This is a genomic window from Streptomyces sp. L500 (genome assembly GCF_054551825.1).
Genome location: NZ_JBTOLC010000001.1, coordinates 541319 through 562230, shown reverse-complemented (window position 1 = coordinate 562230; position 20912 = coordinate 541319). Strand labels below are relative to the sequence as shown.

The 20912-nt window shown below is 73.8% G+C and carries 17 protein-coding genes; 11 read left to right on the top strand and 6 right to left on the bottom strand.

Going from position 1 to position 20912, the window contains the following annotated elements; genetic code table 11:
* Positions 1–80 precede the first annotated feature (80 nt).
* Positions 81–1370, top strand: a complete 1290-nt coding sequence (locus ACX9I7_RS02685; RefSeq protein WP_126914237.1) for a citrate synthase — start codon at positions 81–83, stop codon at positions 1368–1370.
* 445 nt (positions 1371–1815) lie between these two features.
* Here ACX9I7_RS02685 and ACX9I7_RS02680 read toward each other — a convergent pair whose 3' ends face one another.
* The 5 genes from ACX9I7_RS02680 to ACX9I7_RS02660 all read right to left on the bottom strand — a co-directional run bounded on the left by ACX9I7_RS02680 (position 1816) and on the right by ACX9I7_RS02660 (position 5681).
* Complete coding sequence (locus tag ACX9I7_RS02680) at positions 1816–2085, bottom strand: heavy-metal-associated domain-containing protein (protein ID WP_459386371.1); 270 nt, start codon at positions 2083–2085, stop codon at positions 1816–1818.
* A 42-nt stretch (positions 2086–2127) separates the two neighbouring features.
* Complete coding sequence (locus tag ACX9I7_RS02675) at positions 2128–2334, bottom strand: MerR family transcriptional regulator (RefSeq protein WP_126914235.1); 207 nt, start codon at positions 2332–2334, stop codon at positions 2128–2130.
* Positions 2335–2584: 250 nt separating this feature from the next.
* Complete coding sequence (locus ACX9I7_RS02670; protein WP_459386393.1) at positions 2585–3586, bottom strand: Gfo/Idh/MocA family protein; 1002 nt, start codon at positions 3584–3586, stop codon at positions 2585–2587.
* An 8-nt stretch (positions 3587–3594) separates the two neighbouring features.
* Positions 3595–4626, bottom strand: a complete 1032-nt coding sequence (locus tag ACX9I7_RS02665; protein WP_459386370.1) for a Gfo/Idh/MocA family protein — start codon at positions 4624–4626, stop codon at positions 3595–3597.
* 101 nt (positions 4627–4727) lie between these two features.
* Complete coding sequence (locus ACX9I7_RS02660; protein ID WP_387574847.1) at positions 4728–5681, bottom strand: sugar phosphate isomerase/epimerase family protein; 954 nt, start codon at positions 5679–5681, stop codon at positions 4728–4730.
* A 224-nt stretch (positions 5682–5905) separates the two neighbouring features.
* On the opposite strand from ACX9I7_RS02660, the gene iolC reads away from it, so the two are divergent.
* From iolC to ACX9I7_RS02630, 6 genes are all read left to right on the top strand, one after another.
* Positions 5906–6877, top strand: coding sequence for a 5-dehydro-2-deoxygluconokinase (gene iolC, locus ACX9I7_RS02655; protein WP_459386369.1), 972 nt, complete (start codon positions 5906–5908; stop codon positions 6875–6877).
* Positions 6874–7752, top strand: a complete 879-nt coding sequence (locus ACX9I7_RS02650) for a Cgl0159 family (beta/alpha)8-fold protein (RefSeq protein WP_387574842.1) — start codon at positions 6874–6876, stop codon at positions 7750–7752. Before iolC ends, ACX9I7_RS02650 begins: the two co-directional genes overlap by 4 nt.
* Positions 7753–7876: 124 nt before the next feature.
* Positions 7877–8752 carry a 5-deoxy-glucuronate isomerase gene (gene iolB / locus ACX9I7_RS02645; RefSeq protein WP_459386368.1) on the top strand — a complete coding sequence of 292 codons (876 nt, stop codon included), beginning with the start codon at positions 7877–7879 and terminating at the stop codon, positions 8750–8752.
* Entirely contained in the window at positions 8749–10638 is a 1890-nt protein-coding gene (iolD, locus tag ACX9I7_RS02640) for a 3D-(3,5/4)-trihydroxycyclohexane-1,2-dione acylhydrolase (decyclizing) (protein WP_459386367.1), read from the top strand. Before iolB ends, iolD begins: the two co-directional genes overlap by 4 nt.
* A gap of 36 nt (positions 10639–10674) precedes the next feature.
* Positions 10675–12168, top strand: a complete 1494-nt coding sequence (locus ACX9I7_RS02635) for a CoA-acylating methylmalonate-semialdehyde dehydrogenase (RefSeq protein ID WP_459386366.1) — start codon at positions 10675–10677, stop codon at positions 12166–12168.
* Between the two features lie 60 nt (positions 12169–12228).
* Entirely contained in the window at positions 12229–14319 is a 2091-nt protein-coding gene (locus tag ACX9I7_RS02630) for an FUSC family protein (protein ID WP_459386365.1), read from the top strand.
* A 49-nt stretch (positions 14320–14368) separates the two neighbouring features.
* Here the strand turns inward: ACX9I7_RS02630 and ACX9I7_RS02625 are convergent, their stop codons facing one another.
* The gene (locus ACX9I7_RS02625) at positions 14369–14965 is read right to left on the bottom strand and encodes a TetR/AcrR family transcriptional regulator (RefSeq protein WP_387574832.1); all 597 of its coding nucleotides are present in this window, start codon (positions 14963–14965) and stop codon (positions 14369–14371) included.
* Positions 14966–15140: 175 nt separating this feature from the next.
* Here ACX9I7_RS02625 and ACX9I7_RS02620 point away from each other — a divergent pair, with 175 nt between their 5' ends.
* The 4 genes from ACX9I7_RS02620 to ACX9I7_RS02605 all read left to right on the top strand — a co-directional run bounded on the left by ACX9I7_RS02620 (position 15141) and on the right by ACX9I7_RS02605 (position 20904).
* Positions 15141–16622, top strand: a complete 1482-nt coding sequence (locus ACX9I7_RS02620; protein WP_459386364.1) for a PH domain-containing protein — start codon at positions 15141–15143, stop codon at positions 16620–16622.
* Positions 16623–16734: 112 nt separating this feature from the next.
* Positions 16735–18441 carry a sigma-70 family RNA polymerase sigma factor gene (locus ACX9I7_RS02615; RefSeq protein WP_459386363.1) on the top strand — a complete coding sequence of 569 codons (1707 nt, stop codon included), beginning with the start codon at positions 16735–16737 and terminating at the stop codon, positions 18439–18441.
* A 335-nt stretch (positions 18442–18776) separates the two neighbouring features.
* Entirely contained in the window at positions 18777–18884 is a 108-nt protein-coding gene (locus ACX9I7_RS02610; RefSeq protein WP_126914222.1) for a keywimysin-related RiPP, read from the top strand.
* A 178-nt stretch (positions 18885–19062) separates the two neighbouring features.
* Complete coding sequence (locus ACX9I7_RS02605; protein WP_387574825.1) at positions 19063–20904, top strand: lasso peptide isopeptide bond-forming cyclase; 1842 nt, start codon at positions 19063–19065, stop codon at positions 20902–20904.
* Positions 20905–20912: the final 8 nt, after the last annotated feature.

Genomic DNA, 20912 nt, shown 5'->3' with positions numbered 1-20912 from the left:
CACGTACATCGTCCAAATGGGGGAAGGTAGGGGTAGTCAGGGCACCTCGAAGAAGAGGCACAACGTCGGTGAGGGATGACGTGAGCGACAACTCTGTAGTAGTGCGGTACGGGGACGGCGAGTACAGCTACCCGGTGGTCGACAGCACTGTCGGCGACAAGGGCTTCGACATCGGCAAGCTGCGTGCCCAGACCGGTCTGGTGACCCTGGACTCCGGCTATGGCAACACCGCCGCCTATAAATCCGCGATCACCTACCTCGACGGCGAGCAGGGCATCCTGCGCTACCGCGGTTACCCGATCGAGCAGCTGGCCGAGCGCAGCTCGTTCCTCGAGACCGCGTTCCTGCTGATCAACGGCGAGCTGCCCACCGTCGACGAGCTGGCGACCTTCAAGGGTGAGATCACCCAGCACACGCTGCTCCACGAGGACGTCAAGCGGTTCTTCGACGGCTTCCCGCGCGACGCCCACCCGATGGCGATGCTGTCCTCCGTGGTCAGCGCGCTGTCGACCTTCTACCAGGACAGCCACAACCCGTTCGACGAGAAGCAGCGTCACCTGTCGACGATCCGGCTGCTGGCCAAGCTGCCGACGATCGCGGCGTACGCGTTCAAGAAGTCGATCGGTCACCCGATCGTCTACCCGCGCAACGACCTCGGCTACGTCGAGAACTTCCTGCGCATGACCTTCTCGGTGCCCGCCGCCGAGTTCGAGCTGGACCCGGTCGTCGTCAGCGCCCTGGACAAGCTGCTGATCCTCCACGCCGACCACGAGCAGAACTGCTCCACCTCGACGGTGCGCCTGGTCGGCTCCTCGCAGGCCAACCTCTTCGCGTCGATCTCCGCGGGCATCAACGCCCTGTGGGGCCCGCTGCACGGCGGCGCCAACCAGGCCGTCCTGGAGATGCTGGAGTCCATCCAGGCCTCCGGCGGCGACGTCGACGCCTTCATCCGCAAGGTGAAGAACAAGGAGGACGGCGTCCGCCTGATGGGCTTCGGCCACCGGGTGTACAAGAGCTTCGACCCCCGCGCGAAGATCATCAAGGCCGCGGCGCACGACGTCCTCTCCGCCCTGGGCAAGAGCGACGAGCTGCTCGACATCGCGCTCAAGCTCGAGGAGCACGCGCTCAACGACGACTACTTCGTCTCGCGCAACCTCTACCCGAACGTGGACTTCTACACCGGTCTGATCTACCGGGCCATGGGCTTCCCGTCGGAGATGTTCACCGTGCTGTTCGCGCTCGGCCGGCTGCCCGGCTGGATCGCCCAGTGGCACGAGATGATCAAGGAGCCGGGTTCCCGCATCGGCCGCCCGCGCCAGATCTACACGGGCGTCGTCGAGCGCGACTTCGTCCCCGTCGAGCGCCGCTAGCCGGAAGGCTCCACGGAGCCGCTCCACAGGCGTACGAGAGGCGCCCCGCACCGGACCGGTGCGGGGCGCCTCTCGCGTGTGCGGGCGATGCGGGCGATGCGGGCAATGAAAAGCGCCCCGTCTCCGATCCCCCCACGGGTCGGAGCGAGGCGCTTCCCTGCCCCGGCACGGATTCCCCCCACGGGATCCGGCCGGGAGCCGGCGGACGCGATCTGCCGGGACGCGTACGTACGGGAGGGCCGCTCAAAGCTCCCCGGGTACGTGCCCCGGCCACGCGTGGCCGGTTCGTCCCCCAAGACGATCCAGCACTGCCTGGTTAGACCAATGCCCCCCCTCGATGGTTACCCCCCAATCGCTGTGATCTAGGTCTCCAGGCATAAGGGGTGTAAAAGGGCAAGAGGCTCCTTGTGGTGATTCTGTGAAGGTGCCTCGCGCCGGGAGCGCCTCAGGCGCGGCCGGACAGTTCGTATCCGGCCTCGTCCACGGCGGCGCGGACGGCCTCGTCGTCCAGCGGCCCGGCGGCGGTGATCGTCACCAGGCCGGTGGCGGCCACGGCCTCGACCGAGCTCACGCCGGCGAGCGCCGAGACCTCCTCGCGCACCGCGGACTCGCAGTGGCCGCAGGTCATGCCGGACACCTTGTAGACGGTGGTGGTGCTCATGGGTGTGCTCCTCGGAAGTGGGCTGCGCAGGGCTTCTGCCGATGCCTGGGTCATCGTACCCCCGGGGGGTATTCCGAGGGGTGGGAAACGGCGGAATCAAGGTTTCTTCGGACGGCGGTCGCGGTAACCGGGGCGCCGCGTCACCCAGTCACGGATGGTGTCCGCGAACCAGTAGGGCTTGCCGCGCTCGTGGAGGTCCGGAACGGGCAGCAGTCCGTGCTTCCGGTACGAGCGCACGGTGTCGGTCTGCACGCCGATGTGCGCCGCGATCTCCCGGTAGGACCAGAGCCGACGGTCGGTCATCTCTCGCCTCTCCGCCGCGGCGCAGCCACGGAGGAGGGGTCCGTCGGGGAGCTGCGGCGCGGCCGTTCTCGGTCGCTTGAGCCTCGCCCCGGGAACGACGGAGAGTGATCATTCGCGAGGGCCTGTCGGACTTCTGTGACGGAAGGCTCGCGCTGATGTGACGCTCGTAACAGGAAGGTGACTTGGTAACAGCGGGCGGTCCCGGCGGCAGGCCCGGCGGTGGTCCCAGCGGTAGGTCCCGGCGGCCGTGTCAGCCGACGTCGGCCAGGCGGACCGGCCGGGCCTCCCGCCGGGAGACCTCGCACGCCTCGGCGACGTGCAGGGCCCGCAGCCCCTCCGCCCCCGGGCAGGGGTTGCCCGCGAGCCCCCGCGCGGCTCGGACGAACGCCGCCAGCTCGGCCCGGAAGGCGTCCTCGAAGCGCTCCTGGAAGTCCGCCCAGGGCCGCCGCGGGGCGGCCGGGCCGCCGGGTTCGGCTGAGGTCAGCGGTGCCCGGTCGGCCAGCCCGGCGACCCACTGGTCGCGCTCCCCGGACAGCTCCACGCGCACGTCGTAGCCGGCGCCGTTGTACCGGGTCGCGGTGGCCGTGACGAGCGTGCCGTCGTCGAGGAGGAGCAGGGCCGCCGCGGTGTCCACGTCGCCGGCCTCGCGGAAGAAGGCCGCGCCGCCGTTCGACCCCCGCGCGTACACCTCCGTCACCTCCCGGCCGGTCAGCCAGCGGACGGCGTCGAAGTCGTGGACCATGCAGTCGCGGAACAGCCCGCCGGACAGCGGCAGGAACTCCGCGGGCGGCGGCGCCGCGTCGGAGGTCACGCACCGGATGGTGTGCACCCGCCCCAGCACCCCCGAGCGCAGCGCCTCGCGCGCGGCCAGGAACCCGGCGTCGAAGCGCCGCTGGAAGCCGATCTGGAGCAGGGTGCCCGCCGCCTCCACCTCGCGCAGCGCGGCGATCGTGCCCGCCAGGTCCGGCGCGACGGGCTTCTCGCAGAACGCGGGCAGCCCGGCGCGGGCCGCGCGGGTGATCAGGGCCGCGTGGGAGGCGGTCGCGGTGGCGATGACCACGGCGTCCACGCCCGCCGAGGTGAAGACCTCGCCCACCGTGCGGGCGGGACGGGCCCCCACGGCCTCCGCGAGGGCCGCCGCGCGCCGGGGGTCGGCGTCGGCGACGACCAGGTCGGCGACGCCCGGGGTCGCCGTCAGCCGGGCCGCGTGCCGGGAGCCGATCCGCCCGGCGCCGAGCAGCGCGACCCGCAGCCCGCCGCTCATCGCGGCGGGGCGGCGTAGAGGGCGGGGCGCTCGGGGAGGACGACCGGGACGCGCCCGCCGGTCTCCTGGGCCCGTACCGCCGCCTCGCAGACCACGGCGGCCGCGTAGCCGTCCCAGACGCTCGGCCCCGCCGTGTCCCCGCGCCGCACGGCGTCCACCCAGGTCTGGACCTCGCGGTCGTAGGCGTCCCGGAAGCGCGTGACGAAGTCCTGCGCGATCTCCCCGCCCCACCGCCCGGCGGCGTGGACGGTCGGCCCGTGCGCGTCGCCGATCCGCGCGGTGCCGCGCTCGCCGACGGCCTCGCAGCGCACCTGGTAGCCGAAGCCGCAGTTGACGAAGATCTCGACGTCGACCACCGCGCCCCCCTCCGTCTCGAACAGCACGAGCTGGGGGTCGCTCAGCCCCTCCGGGGCGCCGGAGGAGGGGGTGGGCCGCAGCACGGTGACGGCGGTGATCTCCTCGCCGAGCAGCCAGCGGGTGGCGTCGATCTCGTGGACGACCGAGTCGTTGATCGTCATCTGGCTCGTATAGCCGGGCGGTGTCGAGACGTTGCGGTGGGTGTAGTGGAGCATCAGCGCGCGCCCGAGGTCTCCCGCGTCCAGAAGCGCCTTCAGGTGCTGGTATTCGCTGTCGTAGCGGCGCATGAAGCCGACCTGGACCAGCCGGCGCCCCAGCCGGGTCTCCGCCTCCAGCACCCGGCGCGCGGAGGCGGAGTCGGGGGTGAGGGGCTTCTCGCACAGGACGGGCAGGTCCCGTGCGAACGCCTCCAGCAGGGCCTCCTCGTGGGCGGGCCCGGGGGAGGCGATGAGCACGGCGTCCACGTCGGCCGCGGCCATGGCGGCGGCCGGGTCGGTGTGGGCGGCGCAGCCGTCGATACGGGCGGCCGCCGCCTCGGCGCGGCGCGGGTCGATGTCGACGACGGCGGTCACGCGCGCCCCGCTGATGGCCTCGTCGAGACGCCGGACGTGGTCGGCGCCCATTCTGCCGGTGCCGATGACGGCCACGCCGAGCGTTCCGTGTTGCGTCATTGCATGTTCCTCGGTGCTGGTGCGCAAGCGAGTACGGGTGCGCATGGTGGTGCGGGTGGGGGCAGCCATGCTGGTGGGTTCGGTGGTGCCGGTGGGCGCGGTCACGCGCCGCAGGAGCGCAGGAAGGCGCGGGTGCGCCGGGCGATGGGCAGGGGCTTGTCGGGCGGGCAGGGGTACATGTCCTGCTCGACGATGGCGAAGAGGTCGACGCCGAGCCCCTGGGCGGCCGTCAGCACGGGCTCCAGCGCCGGGACGCCGCGCGGCGGTTCGCACATCACGCCCTGGCGCACGGCCGGGCCGAAGGGGGTGCCCCGCTCGACGACGTCGGCCAGGATCACGGGGTCCACCTGCTTGAGGTGGAGGTATCCGATGCGTTCCCCGTAGGTCTTGATGAGCTTGACGCTGTCGCCGCCGCAGTAGGCGTAGTGCCCGGTGTCCAGGCAGAGGCTCACCAGCGTCGGGTCGGTGGCGTCGAGGAAGCGCTCGACGTGCCTCTCGGTGGCGATATGGGTGTCGGCGTGGGGGTGGACGACCAGGGAGAGCCCGTAGGCGTCGCGCACCTCGGCCGCGAGCCGTTCCGTCCCGGTGGTCAGCGCCCGCCACTGATCGGCGGTCAGCTCGGGGCTCTCCAGGGCCGCGGCGGTCTTGTCGTCCCGCCAGAAGGCGGGGATGACGACGAGGTGGCTGGCGCCCGTGTCGCGCGCCAGCGCGGCCACGCGGGAGACCTGCTCCCAGGTCTCCTCCCAGACCGCCGGCCCGCGGTGGAGCGCGGTGAAGACCGTGCCCGCCGACACCTTGAGACCGCGGCTCCCGGTCTCCTCGCGCAACCGGGCCGCATCGGTGGGCAGATAGCCGTAGGGGCCGAGCTCGATCCACTCGTAGCCCGCCTCGGACACCTCGTCGAGGAAGCGCCGCCAGGGCGGCTGGGCCGGGTCGTCGGCGAACCACACGCCCCAGGAGTCCGGCGCGGAGCCGACGCGGATCCGGGCCGGCGCGGGGGGCGGTGACGGGCTGCGGTCGTGGGCGCGGACGCTCTCCGAGCGGCGGCTGTCCATGCGGCGGCTCTCCTCTCGCCGGTCGGCGCTGACCGGACAAGGGCTGGGGTTGCCCGTAGCCTCCCGGGTGGGCCGGGGAGTGTCAAGGTTACGTCCGGACATAAGGACGTAACGTCATTACAGCTCAGCCGGACGTCAGTATGTAAGGACAAATGCTTGACATGGGTGTCCGCGCCCGGCTAGACCTGGGCCCCGGATCGTGCCGACGCGCGGAGGGGAAGACCATGACCGGTCCGTACGACCTGATCACCATGGGCCGGCTCGGGGTGGACCTCTACCCGCTGCGGACCGGGGTCTCGCTCGCGGAGGCCGACACCTTCGGGAAGTTCCTCGGCGGCTCGGCGGCCAACGTCGCCGTCGCCGCCGCCCGGCTCGGCCGCCGCACCGCCCTCGTCAGCCGCACCGGCGACGACCCCTTCGGCCGCTACCTCCACGACGAGCTGCGCCGCTTCGGCGTCGACGACCGCTGGGTGACGCCCGTGGCCGCCTACCCCACGCCCCTGACCTTCTGCGAGATCCATCCCCCGGACGACTTCCCGCTGTACTTCTACCGCCGCCCCAAGGCCCCGGACCTGGAGATCCACACCGCCGAGCTGGACCTGGCCGCCATCCGCGCCGCCCGGATCTTCTGGATCACCGGGACGGGCCTGAGCGAGGAGCCCAGCCGCGGCGCGACGCTCGCCGCGCTCCAGGAGCGGAAGAGGAACGGGATCACCGTCTTCGACCTCGACTGGCGGCCCGTGTTCTGGCCGGAGGGCCCGGCCGCCGCCCGGCCCTGGTACGAGCGGGCCCTCGCCCACGCGACGGTGGCCGTGGGCAACGCCGAGGAGTGCGAAGTCGCCACGGGTGAGCGGGACCCGTACGCGGCGGCGCGGGCGCTCCTCGAGGCCGGGGCCGAACTCGCCGTGGTCAAGCGGGGTCCGAAGGGCGTCCTCGCCGTCCACCGCGACGGCACCGTCGCCGAGGCGGCCCCGGTGGAGGTCGAGGTCGTCAACGGCCTCGGCGCCGGCGACGCCTTCGGCGGCGCGCTCTGCCACGGGCTGCTCGCCGGCTGGGACCTCGGACGCGTGACGCGCTACGCCAACGCCGCCGGGGCCATCGTCGCCTCGCGGCTCGCCTGCTCGTCCGCGATGCCGACGGAGGACGAGGTGACGGCGCTGCTGGCCGGCACCGCCGGGAAGGCGGACCTCCGGTGACCGTCCGCATCGCCGACCTGCCGCGCGTGCGCAGCCGCCACCCCGAGGCCATCGCCGAGGCCGCCGCCCGGCGGGGCCGGCGTCCCCTCGTCGGCGACAGCGGCCGGCTGATGATCGTCGCCGCCGACCACACGGCGCGCGGCGCGCTCGACGCCGGCGGCCGGCCCCTGATCATGGCCAACCGCGCCGACCTGCTGGAACGCCTGTGCCTGGCCCTCTCCCGCCCCGGCGTCGACGGCGTCCTCGCCACCTCCGACATCCTGGACGACCTGCTGCTCCTGGGCGCCCTGGAGAACAAGGTCGTCATGGGCTCCATGAACCGCGGCGGCCTCGTCGGCGCCGCGTTCGAGATGGACGACCGCTTCACGGGGCCGCGTGCGGACGACCTCGTCCGGCGCGGCTTCGACGCGGGCAAGCTGCTGCTGCGCATCGACCACGACGACCCCGGCTCGCTCGCCACGATGGTCTCCGCCGCCCGCGCCATCGACGACATGGCGGAGCGTCGGCTTCCGGTCTTCGTCGAGCCCTTCATCTCGCGGAGGGTCGGCGGCCGGGTCCGCAACGACCTGAGCGCCGAGGCCGTCACGAAGTCCATCGCCATCGCGTCGGGGCTGGGCGCGACGTCCGCGTACACCTGGCTGAAGGTGCCGGTCACGAACGACGCCGCCGACATGGCGCGGGTGATGGAGACGTCCACGCTGCCGGCGGTGCTGCTGGGCGGCGACGTGGGGGACGACCAGGACGCGATGTACGAACGGTGGCGGTCGGCGCTGAGGCTGCCGACGGTGCAGGGGCTGGTGGTGGGGCGGGCGTTGCTGTATCCGGCGGACGGGGACGTCGTCGGGGCCGTGGACACGGCGGTGGGGCTGCTGTGACGGTCCGGTTCCGCGCCGTCGTGGCGGGAGGAGTGCCCCGGACCCGCCCCTTCCCGTTTCCTGGGGGCAAGCCCCCGGACCCCCAGCGCCGCAGGGGGCCGGGGCGCACCGGACAAGGAGCCGCATGACGTACACCCTCGACATCACCCCCGAATCCGCGGGCTGGGACCACTCCTCCCTGCGGGTGCTCACGCTCCCCCCGGGCGGCACCCACACCTTCCCCACCGGCGACAGCGAATGGATCGTGCTGCCGCTCAGCGGCGGCTGCGCGGTCCGGACGGAGGGCGAGACCTTCGAGCTCCACGGCCGTCCCGGCGGCGTCTTCACCGCCGTCACCGACTTCGCCTACGCCCCACGCGACGCGCACGTCACGCTGACCTCCCCGGCGGGTGGCCGGTTCGCCCTCGCCGGGGCGCGCTGCGAGCGCCGGCTCCCCGCCCGTTACGGCCCCGCCGAGAACGTTCCCGTCGAGCTGCGCGGCACGGGCGCCTGCTCCCGGCAGGTCAACAACTTCGCCGCGGCCGACACCTTCGCGTGCGACCGGCTCATCGCCGTCGAGGTCCTCACCCCGGGCGGCAACTGGTCGTCCCATCCGCCTCACAAGCACGACGAGCACCTCCCGGGCCGGGAGTCCCGGCTGGAGGAGATCTACTACTTCGAGATCGCCGAGGGCCCCGGCGGCACCCCCGGCCTCGGCTATCAGCGGGTGTCGCCGTCCCGTGACGGCGGGACGGACGTCCTCACGGAGGTCCGCACGGGCGACGCCGTGCTGATCCCCGACGGCTGGCACGGCCCGTCCATCGCCGCGCCCGGCCACGACATGTACTACCTCAACGTGATGGCCGGCCCCGGCCCCGAGCGGGAGTGGCTCATTCGCGACCACCCCGACCACGCCTGGATCCGCGGCACCTGGCCGGACCAGCCCGTGGACGCGAGACTTCCGCTCTACGGCCCGGGGCGCCCGGGCCCGCCGGACGACCGCGCAGGAGGAGACCGATGACCCGTCCGACCCGACGCCTCACCGTCGCCCAGGCCCTCGTGGCGTTCCTCGCCCACCAGTACACCGAGCGCGACGGCCGGCAGCAGCGGCTCGTCGCCGCCTGCTGGGGCATCTTCGGCCACGGCAACGTCGCCGGGATCGGGCAGGCCCTGCTGGAGACCGGCGACGAACTCCCCTACCTCCAGGGCCGCAACGAACAGGCCATGGTCCACGCGGCCGTCGGCTACGCCCGCCACCGCGACCGGCTCTCCGCCCACGCCGTCACCACCTCCATCGGCCCCGGCGCCACCAACCTCGTCACCGGCGCGGCCCTCGCCACCGTCAACCGCGTTCCGGTGCTGCTCCTGCCCGGCGACACCTTCGCCACCCGCCCCGCCGACCCCGTCCTCCAGCAGCTCGAACACCCCGGCGCGGGCGACGTCTCCGTCAACGACTGCCTGCGCCCCGTCTCCCGGTACTTCGACCGGATCGTCCGTCCCGAGGCGCTGATCCCCGCCGCGCTCGCCGCCATGCGCGTCCTGGCCGACCCCGTGGAGACGGGGGCCGTCACCCTCGCCCTGCCCCAGGACGTCCAGGCCGAGGCGTACGACTGGCCCGAGGCGTTCTTCGCCGACCGCGTCTGGCACGTCCGCCGCCCCGCCCCCGACCCGGCCGAACTGGCGGCGGCCGCACGGGCCGTACGGGCGGCCCGCCGTCCGCTGCTGATCGCGGGCGGTGGCGTCCACCACAGCGAGGCCGAGGACGCCCTGCGCGCGTTCGCCGACGCCACCGGCATCCCCGTCGCCTCCACCCAGGCGGGCAAGGGCTCGCTGCGCCACGACCACCCGTCGGACGTCGGCGGCATCGGCCACACCGGCACGGCCGTCGCCGACGCCCTCGCCCGCGCCGCGGACCTCGTCATCGGCGTCGGCACCCGGTACAGCGACTTCACCACCGCCTCCGCGACCCTCTTCGCCGCCCCGGACGTCCGCTTCGTCAACCTCAACATCGCCCCGCACGACGCCCACAAGCTCGCCGGGCTCCCGCTCGTCGCCGATGCCCGCAGCGGCCTGGAGGAGCTCACGGAGGCCGTCGCGGGACACCGCGCGCCGGACGCGTACGTCAGCGCGTACACCGCCGGGAAGGCCGAGTGGGAGACGACCGTCGCCCGCGCGTACGCCCCGGACGACGGCCGGGGCGACGGCGCCCGGCCCACCCAGGCGCAGGTGCTCGGCGCGCTGGACTCCGTCGTCGACGACGAGGACGTGATCGTCAACGCGGCGGGTTCCCTCCCCGGCGACCTCCACAAGCTGTGGCGGACCCGTTCCCGCCGCCAGTACCACCTCGAATACGGCTACTCCTGCATGGGCTACGAGATCCCCGGCGCCATCGGCGTCGCCCTGGCCGCACCCGGCCTGCCGGTGTGGGCGCTGGTCGGCGACGGGACGTACCTGATGATGCCCACCGAGCTCGTCACCGCCGTGCAGGAGGGCATCCCCATCAAGGTGATCCTGGTGCAGAACCACGGCTACGCCTCCATCGGCGGCCTCTCGGAGGCCGTCGGCGGCGAGCGCTTCGGCACCGCCTACCGCTTCCGCGCGCCCGACGGCACGTACACCGGCGCCCCGCTGCCGGTCGACCTGGCCGCCAACGCCGCCTCGCTCGGCATGAGCGTGCTCCGCGCCCGCACCGCCCACGAGCTGCGCGCCGCGCTGGCGGAGGCACGCGCCGCCGACCGTCCCACATGTGTCTACGTGGAGACCGAAACGGCCGACACTGTGTCCGGGGCGCCCCCCGCCCAGGCGTGGTGGGATGTGCCCGTCGCCGAGACCGCGACCCGCCCGGCGGCCGTGTCGGCCCGGGAGGAGTACGACCGCAACGCAGCCGCCCGCCGTCGTTACCTTTGACGTAGGGCCTTTGAGGCAAGAGAGGTCGCAGCAGAGATGAAGACCGTCAACCACTGGATCGACGGCAAGTCCGTCGAGGGCACCTCGGGCACGTACGGGCCGGTCACCGACCCGGCCACGGGCGTCGTCACCACGCGCGTCGCGTTCGCCACCGCCGAGGAGGTCGACGCGGCCGTGGCCGCCGCCAAGGCCGCCTACGGCACCTGGGGCGGCTCCTCCCTGGCGCAGCGCACGGCGGTGCTCTTCCGCTACCGCGCCCTGCTCGACGCCCACCGCGAGGAACTCGCCCGGCTGATCACCGCCGAGCACGGCAAGGTCCACTCCGACGCCCTCGGCGAGGTCGCGCGCGGCCTGGAGGTCGTGGAGCTGGCCTGCGGCATCACCCAGCAGCTCAAGGGCGAGCTGTCCACGCAGGTCTCCAGCCGGGTGGACGTCGCCGCCATCCGCCAGCCGCTGGGCGTCGTCGCGGGCATCACGCCGTTCAACTTCCCGGCCATGGTGCCGATGTGGATGTTCCCGCTCGCCATCGCCTGCGGCAACACGTTCGTCCTCAAGCCCAGCGAGAAGGACCCCTCGTCCGCGATCCGCCTCGCGGAGCTCGCCGCCGAGGCCGGGCTGCCGGACGGCGTCCTCAACGTCGTCAACGGCGACCGGGTCGCCGTCGACCGGCTCCTGGAGCACCCGGACGTCGCCGCCGTCTCCTTCGTCGGCTCCACGCCCATCGCCCGGTACATCCACACCACCGCCTCCGCCCACGGCAAGCGCGTCCAGGCCCTCGGCGGCGCCAAGAACCACATGCTGGTGCTGCCCGACGCCGACCTCGACGCCGCCGCGGACGCCGCCGTCTCCGCCGCCTACGGCTCGGCGGGCGAGCGCTGCATGGCCATCTCGGCGGTCGTCGCGGTCGGCGGCACCGGGGACGAGCTGGTGGCGAAGATCCGCGAACGCGCCGAGAAGATCAAGATCGGTCCGGGCGACGACCCCGCCTCGGAGATGGGCCCGCTGATCACCAAGGACCACCGGGACAAGGTCGCCGCCTATGTGGCGGGCGCCGCCGCCCAGGGCGCGGAGGTCGTCCTCGACGGCACGGGCTTCACGGTCGAGGGCTACGAGGACGGCCACTGGATCGGCCTGTCCCTGCTCGACAAGGTGCCGACCGACGCCGACGCCTACCGCGACGAGATCTTCGGCCCGGTGCTGTGCGTGCTGCGCGCCGGGACGTACGAGGAGGGCCTGGCCATCGTCAACGCCTCGCCGTGGGGCAACGGCACCGCGATCTTCACCCGTGACGGAGGCATGGCCCGCCGCTTCCAACTGGAGGTCGAGGCGGGGATGGTGGGCGTCAACGTGCCCATCCCGGTGCCGGTGGGCTACCACTCCTTCGGCGGCTGGAAGCACTCGCTCTTCGGCGACCACCACATCTACGGGAACGACGGCGTCCGCTTCTACACCCGCGGCAAGGTCGTCACCACACGATGGCCGGACCCGGCGGACGGCGGCGTCGACCTGGGCTTCCCGCACCACGGGTAGGCCCACCGGGCCGCGCCACCCTGCGCCGATCCGTCCCGGTACGGGACGTAAGCTCAGCCCATGACCTGGGCCAGCGCCCTCAAAAAGACAGCCCGCGCCGGGCTGGCCATCGAGCGCGTCACCCTCGAACCGCTCGTGGCCGTCCGCGGCGCCTGCGGCGTGGCGGTCGTCGTCGGCCTGATGCTGGCCTTCGGTTCGCCCGCCCTCGCCGTCTCCTCCGCGTTCGGCGCGTTCGCCTCCGGCCTGGCGACCTTCCAGCGCAGCTGGCGGCCCCGCCCCCTGCTCGCGCTGGCGGTCGCGGGGGTGCTGGGCCTCAGCACCTTCCTCGGCTACCTCGCCGCCGCCCACCTCGCCCTCTTCGTCGCGCTGCTGGCGGTGTGGACCCTGCTGTCGGGCATGGCCTGGGCCGTCGGCCCGGTGACGGGGTTCGTCGCCACCCAGACGATCGCGGTCATGCTCGTCACCGTCACCCTGCCCACCTCCGTCGCCGGGGCGGCCGAGCACGCCGCGCTCATCCTCGTGGGCGGCCTGGTGCAGGCGGCGCTCATCGTCGTCTTCCCCATCCGCCCCTGGGGCCGCCAGCGCGACGCCCTCGCGGACGCGCTGGCCGCCGAGGCGGACTACGCGCGCCGGCTGCGCCACGACCCGGTCGCCCACTTCGACCCCCAGCCGCTGATGCAGGCCCGCAGCGCCGCCGAGCTGACCCCGCGCCAGGCACGCAGCAGACCGCGGCAGCTGGGCGGTGCGCGCGGGGTCGCCGAGCGGATCCGGCCGGTGCTCGCCTCCCTCGCCGACCCCGTCGTGGGCGCGCCCCCGGAGGGCCCCGGGCGGGACCGGGCCCGGGAACTGCTGGGCGCCGCCGCCGACGTCCTCGACGCCGTCGCGCGTGCCATCCGGCGGGGCCGGCCCGTGCGGGTGACGCCCGAGGTGATGGCCACGCTGGAGGTGCCCGAGTCCGGGCCGCGCCTCGACGGCGCCGCCCGCCGCTCGGCGCTGCGGCTGATGGCGCTGCTGGCCGACGTGGTGGAGGCCGGCGACGAGCCCCTGCGCGCCACCCGGCCGACGGCGGGGACGGAGCGGCGGCATCTGCTGCGGCCCACCGTGGCCGGGCTCGTCCCCGTGGCCTGGCGGGCGCTGCGGCGCGAGGCGCGCTGGTCCTTGCCGGTGGGCCGGCACGCGGTGCGGGTGACGACCGTGGCCTGCGTGGGCTATCTGCTCGGCACGGCGCTGCCGCTGGGCCACGGCTACTGGGTGCCGATGACCTCGGTGATGGTGATGCGGCCCGACTTCGCCCAGACCTACCAGCGCGGCGTCGCCCGTTTCGTGGGCACGCTCGTCGGCGTCTGGGCGGGCGCGGGCATCATGGCGCTCACCCACCCCGGCCCCCCGGTCTGCGCGGCGCTGGCCGTGGTGAGTGTGGGGCTGCTGTATCTGCTGATGCGGACGGGCTACATCGTGGTGTCCGCGTGCATCGGCGCGTACATCGTCTTCCTGCTCGGCATCGCGGGGGAGGGCTGGTCGCAGACCGTGCAGGCCAGGCTGGCGCTGACGCTGCTGGGCGGGGTGCTGGCACTGGCCGCCTACGCGCTGTGGCCCACCTGGGAGACGCCCCGGCTGCGCGACCGGCTCGCCGACTGGCTCCGCACCAACGGCGACTACGCGCTGGCGGTCCTCGACGCCCACGCCCGGCCGGAGAACCGGAAGCGGCGGGTCCGCGAGGCGTTGCTGGACGCGCGGGCGGCGCGGCTGGAGTGGGAGGAAGCGGCCGCCCGCGCGCAGCAGGAGCCCGTGCGCCACCGGGGCATCTCGCGCGCCGCCGAGCGGGCGGCCGAGTCGGCGCTGGCCACGCTGGGGCGGGCGGCGATGCTGATGGAGGCCCACCTGCCGGGCCCGGACGCCGAACCGGATCCCGGGGCGGGCGAGTTCGCGGCGGCCCTGCGCGCCGCGCTGCCGGACGCCGTGACGGCGGTACGGGAGCGGCGGCGCCCGGACTGGTCCGCGCCGCACGCGGCGCTCGCCGCCTGGGTCGCGCGGGTCGGCGACGAAGGGGTGGCCGTACGGGGCTCGGAGCTGATCGTGGAGGCGCTCGACGAACTGGCCGAGGCGCTCGCGCCGGGGCAGCGGGGGCGCAACAGGGCGGCGCGCCGCTGAGCCTGTCGCCTCTTCAGGTGAACGGCCGGTTTCAGGTGAACGGCCGGTTTCAGGCGAACAGCCGGTCCAGGTGCGCGTCCACCAGCCGCATCGCCTCCTCGCCCGGCAGCACGTCGAGCAGGACGTAGCCGGTCAGGCCGTCCACGAGGGAGATCAGCAGCATCGCCTCGGTGTCCGGGTCGCGGTCGGCGGCGACGTCGCCCCCTTCCTTCGCGCGCCGGATCTGCGCGGCGAAGAACTCCCGCAGCGCCGGGATGCCCTCCTTGGCGTGCCGACGCAGCCGTTCGTCGTGGACGGCACGGACGAAGTAGGCGATCTGCACCAGCTGGCCGGTGCGGCTCTTGTCGTCCAGCGGCAGCATCTCCGCGAGCGTCTCGCGCAGCAGTGTCCGGGGGGAGGGGTCCCCCGTCAGGGAGCCGACGCGGGCGCCGATCCGCCGCGCGGCCAGCTCGCTGATGTGGCCGAGGGCGAAGACGAGCATGTCGTCCTTGGTGCGGAAGTAGTGCTGGAGCTGCCCCAGCGAGATGCCCGCCTCCGCCGCCACGTCGCGCAGGCTCGCGCCGTCCAGCCCGCGCTCGGACGCGATCCGCCACAGGGCCTCGGCGATGCGGTGGCGGCGTTCGTCGTGGTCGACGCGCTTGGGCACGGGGACCGGTCCCTCTCGTTTACAGGTCAGTTGTATTGCGATAGCTTAGCGCCTTGTGTTTGGCAATACGGTTGACTTGGAAAAGGGGTCGTCGTGGGCGGCGCGGCTCAGGGCGCCGCGCCATTCCGCGGATCCCCGGGCGCGCGCCTGGTGGACGGCCCGGGCGCTCCTGACCGTGAGCGGACCGGCGGGGCTGGTCGCCGCCACGCTGCTCACCCTCTGCTTTCTCTTCTTTCCCGGCGCCGCGTCATGGCTGGTGCCGCTGGTGACGGGGGTGCTCGTGGCGCCCGCCGTGGCGTACGCGGTGGTCATGCCGGCGCGACGGTGCCGGACGCACGGGTGGGAGCTGGGGGAGACGGCGCTCTACGCGGTCTCCGGCTGGTACGGGCGGCGGCGCCGGATCGTGCCGCTGGCCCGCGTGGAGTCCGTCGCGGTGCGCCGCGGACCGCTGCTGCGGCGGTACGGGCTGGCCGTGGTGGTCGTCGGCATGGGGCCGGACGCCGACGCCGTACGGATCACGGGGGTGCCGGAGGCGGAGGCCCGGCGACTGCGGGACGGAATCGAGGCTTCGGCTGCGGAGGCGGCCATTCCTCGTCGCGAGGCAGCGGTTTCCCGCGCCGAGGACGGGCGTGGCGCCGGGGTCCTCGCTGTCGGAAGGGCGGGCTGGCTGCGGTACGCCCCGCTGACGTTCTGGGTCTGGGGCGGCGTCCTCGTGGCGGGCGGCACGGCCTGGCGCATCCTCAACGCCCTGGGCGTCAAGCCCTGGCGGATCGGGATCGTCCGCCGCCTGTGGGCCGGTTACGGCGCCGGTGCGCCGTGGCTCGCCGTGCTGCTCGGCCTGGTGGCCGTGACCCTGCTGGGCGTGGCGGGGGCGCTGGCGGTCCACGCCGCGACCTGGTGGCGGTACCGGCTGGAGCGCACCCCCGCGGGCGGTCTCGACGTCCGGCGCGGGCTGTTCGCGACATCGGTCGTCTCCATCGAGGCGGACCGTTTGTGCGGGGTCGCACTGCGGGAACCGCTGCTGCTGCGCGCGGGCGGCGGGGCGTCCGTACGGGCCGTGGCGGGCGGCCTGGGCGACCGGGAGCGCAACCGCAAGCGGAGCGTCGTACTCCCTCCGGCGCCCCGGGCGGAGGCGCTCCGGGTGTGCGCCGAGGTGCTCGGGACGGACGGGGTGCTCGAGGCGGGGGCTCTCCGTCCCGCGCCGAGGGTCGCGTTGCGGCGGCGGCTGGTGTGGGCGCTGGGGTGGGGCGTCCTGCCGATGGCACTGGTGCTCGTCGTACTGGGGTGGCTGCTGGCTCTGCCGGTGCTGCTGTGGTGCGCGGCGGGGTGGGTGGCGGTGGCCTCGCCGGTGGTGTGCGCGCTGGCGCGCGACGCCTACCGGGCGCTGGGGTACGCGGTGCGGGGGCGGCATCTGGTCGTACGGTCCGGGACGTTCGAGCGGGAGACGGTGGCCCTCGACCGGAGTTCCGTACAGGGGTGGACATTTACCGATACGCCCTTTGCGATCCGGGCGGATGTGGTCACTGTCACTGCGGTGGTCGCCGCCGGGGAGGGCGGATACCGCATACGGGACATGTCGGCGGCGGAGGCCGTCCAGTTTGCGGAATATGCGGCTCCGGGGATCGTTCGTGAGTTCTTGATCCGGACATCCGCCTGAACCACCTGTCGTACATTCGCACCCAACTTTTTTGTTATCTGCCGATCGGCGCCCGGTCTCCCAGGTGTCGGATCGAGCGCCATTCGTGGCGGGTGCGGAAAGAGGTGCGGGCGTGAAGAGTGTGAGCGTGGCCGTGATCGAGGCGGCGCGTGCCGGGGACACGGCGGCACAGGACGAGCTCGTCGCAACCCACCTGCCACTCGTCTACAACATCGTCGGCCGGGCCCTGAACGGCCACGCGGACGTCGACGACGTGGTCCAGGAGACCATGCTCCGCGTGATCAACGGCCTGGACGGGCTGCGCGACGCCGCGAGCTTCCGGTCCTGGCTCGTCGCCATCACCATGAACCAGATACGCAGCCACTGCCGGGAGGAGCGCCCCGAGGCTCCCGTCAGTGGTCTGCAGGAAGTGGTCGGCGAAGTGCCCGACCCGAAGGCCGACTTCGTCGACCTGACCATCGTCCGGCTGGGCCTGGAGGGCCAGCGCAAGGAGGCCGCCGAGGCCACGCGCTGGCTGGACGAGGGGGAGCAGGAGGTCCTGTCCCTGTGGTGGCTGGAGGCCGCCGGCGAGCTGAAGCGCGCCGAGGTCGTCGCCGCGCTCGGGCTGACCCCGCAGCACACCGCCGTCCGGATACAGCGGACGAAGGCGCAGCTGGACGTCGCCCGCGGCGTCGTCCAGGCGCTCGCCGCGTACCCGCGCTGCGAGCGGCTCGGCGAGGTCGTCGCCGCGTGGGACGGCGTCCCGTCCGCGCTGTGGCGCAAGCGCGTCGCCCGGCACGTGCGCGCCTGCGGCCGCTGCACGGGCGCCCTGTCGACGCTGGTCCCGGCCGAGGGCCTGCTGGTCGGCCTCGGTCTGGTGCCGGTCGGCGGCGCGCTGCTGGGCTGGTGGGGCGGCGGTGCCGTGGTGCCGGGCGAGCCCGTGGGCTACGCGTCGGCGGCGCACCCGGCCGCCGCGCCGGCCGCACCGCACGGCGGCCGGGCGGCCGGCCGCCGCGCCGGGGGCCACCGGGGCGGCGGGCACCGGTCCGGCGGCCGCTCCGGCGGGCACCGCGCGGGCGGCGGGCGGTCGCGTACGGGCCGGAACGCCGTGATCGGCGCGGGCGCCCTCGCCCTGCTCGCCGGCGGTGTGCTGGGCGGCGGCTACCTCATGGAGGACTCGCCCGCCACGACCGTCAAGACGCAGGCCGTGGACGCGTCCGGCGACCTGAAGCAGCTGAACGCCCGGGAGCCCCTGCCCATCAAGCCCACGCCGTCGCTCTCCGCCTCGCCGAGCGCCTCGGCGTCCGCGTCGGCCTCGGCGAGCGCCTCGCCGAGCGGTTCGGCGAGCGCGTCGCCGTCGGCCAAGTCCTCCGAGTCCCGGGCGAGCGACCCCGCCCCCGAGCGCACGGCCGCCCCGGCCCGCACGCGGGCACCCAAGCCGCCGTCCTCCGGTGGCGACGGTTCCATGGCCGCGCAGGTGGTGGCGCTGGTCAACGCGGAGCGCGCGAAGGTCGGATGCTCGGCCCTGACCTCCAACAGCCTCCTGGACGCGGCCGCCCAGGGCCACTCCGACGACATGGCGGCCCGGAACTTCTTCAACCACACCAACCCCGACGGCAAGGGCCCGGGCGACCGCATCACCGCGGCGGGCTACAACTGGAGCACCTACGGCGAGAACATCGCCTACGGGCAGCAGGACGCGGCGTCGGTCATGGACTCGTGGATGCACAGCGACGGCCACCGCAAGAACATCCTCAACTGCTCCTTCAAGGAGATCGGCGTCGGCATCAACAAGGCGCCGGGCGGTCCGCGCTGGACCCAGGTGTTCGGGGCGCGGTGAATTCCGCCCGTTCCCCCATATGTTGATGGTTGAACTATGAGGATGACTGACCGCTGATTTTCATGTCGCCGTAAATGTCGCGGCGCGCCCGGGAGTTCCCCGGGCGCGCGTCGCGATAGGGCGCCCGTATTTCACCACCAAGACCATGGCCATAACGTTGTGATGATCTGTTCGTCATATTTACTCTCTTCGTGCGGCCGGGATCGAGAGATCCGGGAGGCGTCGCCCCCTGCCCGTACGAGCAGTGGTGTGCGCGTGGGTGAGGGGGCGCTCCCCCCGGCCGTGAGCAGGTGACCTGCGGTTCATCGTTCCCATCGCGAAAAAAGGAGAACGCCATGACGTACGAGCGTCCCACCATCGCCAAGGCCGGAGGCTTCCGTAAGGTGACGGGCCTGGCCAGCAAGACCGCGAAGGACGTTCTCGGCGGTCACAACCTCGTCTGAGGCGGGCAAAAAGGGCCCCGCCGTCACTGGTCGAGTCCAATGAAGAATGACCGGTGACGAGCGGAAGGCCCCCGGAATCGGGGGGTGAGGGCCATGGGCCGTTCACCCCCCGATTTCCATCCGCTTTCCGTGAAGTGCCGGTAATGCCGCCCGGATCGGCGGCCGGAGGTGTCTGCGCATGGACCGTTCCTCGTCCCTGTCCGCCCTGCCCAGCTGGTTCCTCGTCCTGCCCGACACCGCCGGCGAGGCGGTCACGGAGATCGCCGCGCGGGCCCGCCCCCACGCGGTCCAGAGCGTGCCCCACCCCTCCGGCCGGCCGTGGCTGCTGGGCCGCTGGGACCCGGAAGCGTTCGCCCTGGGCGAGGCCGGGGACGCCCGGGTGGCGGTCCTGGGCGAGCACACGGTGTCCGCCGCCGAGGCCGCACGGGCCGCCGGGGCCGTCCGGACGGCGGGAACCCTCGACGCGCTCGGCCGGTTCGCCGCCGCCTGGCCGGGAAGCTTCCACCTGCTCGCCCGGGACCCCGCCGGACGCGTCCGGATCCGGGGCGGCGTCGTCGGCGTACGGCGCGTCTTCCACGCCCGTACGGGCCCGGACGCCGTCGCGGCGGACCGCGCGGACGTGCTGGCCGACCTCCTCGACGCCGGCCTCGACGAGGACCGCCTGGCCGTCCAGCTGCTCGCGATGGGCCTGCTGCATCCCCTGAACTCCCGGCCGGTCTGGCACGGAATCGAAGCCCTGCCCGGGAGCCACCACCTCACCCTCGACCCCGGGGGCCCCGCCCGCACCGAGCGCTGGTGGGCACCGCCGGAGCCCGACGTGCCCCTGGCCGAGGGCGCCGCGCGCCTCGCGGCGGCGCTGGGCGCCGCCGTCGACGTCCGCACCCGCGGCCGCTCCCTGGTGACGTGCGACCTCGGCGGCCTGGACTCCACCGCGGTCTGCTGCCTGGCCGCACGCGGCGACGCCAAGATCGTCGCCTATACGGCCGCCCTCCGCGACCCCCTCGGCGACGACACCCACTGGGCGCGCCGCACCGTCGACGCCCTGGGCACCGTCGAGCACCACGAGATCCCGGCCGGGCAGGTGCCCCTGACCTTCGACGGCCTCGGCACCTTCGACCAGCTCCTCGACGCGCCCTCCCTCATGACGGTCGACCACAGCCGCCGCATGAGCATCGTGCGGCTGGCCGCCGAGCGGGGCTCGACCCTCCACCTCACCGGCATCGGCGGGGACGAGGTGCTCAGCGGCGCCTCCGCCCGCCTCCACGCCCTCGCCCGCACCCACCCGCGCGTCGCGCTGCGCCACCTGCGCGGTTACCGCGCCAAGTACCGCTGGCCCCGGGGGCTCGTGCTCCGCCAGCTCCTCGACCGCCGTTCCTACCGGTCCTGGCTGGCGCGGGTCGCCGCGGACCTCACCGAGCCGCCCGCGCCGTCGAACGCGCCGGTGCTGGACTGGTCCGAGCGGCCCCGGATGCCCCACTGGGCGACTCCGGAAGCGGTCGCGTCCGTACGCCGCCAGATCCTCGCCGCGGCCCGCACCGCGGCACCCCTGGCCCGGGACCACGGCGCGCACCGCGAGCTGGCGACCATGGAGTGCATCTCCCGGTTCGCCCGGCACGTGGGGCAGCTGGCCGGCCCGCTGGGCGTCGTCTGCTCGGCCCCGTACTACGACGACCGCGTCGTCGAGGCGGGCCTGTCGGTACGGCCGCAGGAGCGGATCACCCCCTGGCGCTACAAACCCCTGATCGTCGAGGCCACCCGAGGCGTCGTCCCCGAGGTCAGCCGCACCCGGGCCACCAAGGCCAACGCGTCCCTGGAGGAGGAGACGGGCCTGCGGGAGCACCGCGCCCGGCTGCTGGACCTGTGCGAGGACTCCCGCCTCGCGCGGCTGGGCCTGATCGACGCGGGCGCGCTGCGGGACTGGTGCCTGCGCCCGCTCGAAGTGGAGGTCGAGAGCAGCCTGTTGCACACCACCGTGGCCTGCGAAGTGTGGCTGCGCTCACGGGAATCGACGAGCCGCTGACGAACCGG